The 1,480-nt window shown below is 62.7% G+C and carries 1 protein-coding gene; it reads right to left on the bottom strand.

All coding sequences use genetic code 11. The features are described from left to right. Nucleotides 1–64: 64 nt before the first annotated feature. On the bottom strand, nucleotides 65–1,324 hold the full coding sequence (gene ltrA, locus ACS5Q0_RS27430; RefSeq protein WP_473129780.1) for a group II intron reverse transcriptase/maturase: 1,260 nt from the start codon (nucleotides 1,322–1,324) through the stop codon (nucleotides 65–67). Between the last annotated feature and the right edge of the window lie 156 nt (nucleotides 1,325–1,480).

Consider the following 1,480-nt stretch of genomic DNA (forward strand, 5'->3'; position numbering starts at 1 on the left):
TGGCGAGTCGCGCGGGGGAATCTCACCCCCGCGCGCTCCCAGAACCGTACGTGACACTCTCGCGTCATACGGCTCCCGATGTTCGGCCGTTTCCATGCAGAAAGCGCCAGTGCGCAAACAGGTGCGGATTGGCGCGGATGACCCGCGCCAACCACTCTCTTGCGCCCTTGGGCCGCCGGCGCAACGGTTTGAACTTGTTGCAGGCCCAGCGGATCAGGAAGGCATCGATGCGATGCAAGGTCCAAGTCAACGCCGACTTGTAGAAGTGGCCGTAGTAGTTGATCCAGCCTTGGATGTACGGTCGGTACATCCGTGCCAGATCCGCCAGGGATTTGTCGGTCCGGTGGTGGAACGCCCACCCTCGGACCGTCTGCCGGATGGCCTTCAGCGCCTTCGGGCTCGCCGCAGGCAGGAAGGACGTGCCATAACGACCACCGCGCCAGGCTGCCTTTCTCGGCCGAAAGCTATAGCCGAGGAAGTCAAACGACTGCACCGGATAGTTGCCGCGCCGGTTCGTGTCCTTGCAGTAGACGATTTTGGTCTTTGCCGGATGAAGAACCAGCCCGCAGGTCCGAAAGCGGACCTCCAGGGCACTCCACAGCGCACGAGCCTCCTCTTCGCTGCGGCAATGGCAGATGATGTCGTCCGCGTAGCGCTCGAACGGAATGGCCGGAAAGCTCCGCGCCATCCAGACGTCGAGCACATAGTGCAGGAACAGGTTCGCCAGGACAGGGCTGACCACCCCGCCCTGAGGCGTACCTGCCGTGCGCGGGACAATGCTACCGTCCTGCATCTGGACCGGAGCCTTCAGCCAGCGCTCGACGTAAAGCAGCACCCATGGGCAGTCCGTATGATGACGAACCGCCTTGAGCAGCAACTCCCAGTCGATGCTGTCGAAGTAACTCTGGACGTCGATATCGAGCACCCAGTCGAACCGCCAGCAGCGCTGGCGCGTCTTCCGGAGCGCATCGATCGCCGATCGGCCGGGGCGATATCCGTAGGAGTCATCGTGGAAGACAGGCTCCAGGATCGGCTCCAGATACCGTTTGACCACCTCCTGAGCGATCCTGTCGCCGACCGTGGGAATGCCCAGCGGCCGGGTCCGTCCATCGCCCTTGGGAAGGTCTACCCGTCTGACCGGAGGAGGAAAGTAGCTCCCTGAGGACATGCGATTCCAGAGCCGGTAGAGGTTGTTCGCAAGATCAGCCTCAAACTCCGCAATCGACTGTCCGTCTACGCCAGCCGCTCCCTGGTTGGCCTTCACCTTCTGGAAGGCGTCCCAGACTTCCCGCTTCGGAATGGAAAACGGCTTTGCCGTGGCCACAGAGCTCCTCCCGTTACCGGTTGGCTCTGCGCCGCGGCGGAACACTGCAGCCCCTTCGGTCCAGTCCCATTACAGAACCTTCCTCCCTACTACGGGCTGCTCCGCCCCTGTGCCCCGCATCGGTACTCGGGTCCTTGCGGTTTTTGCCGCTTGGAC

It is taken from the genome of Microvirga sp. HS2 (genome assembly GCF_055792805.1).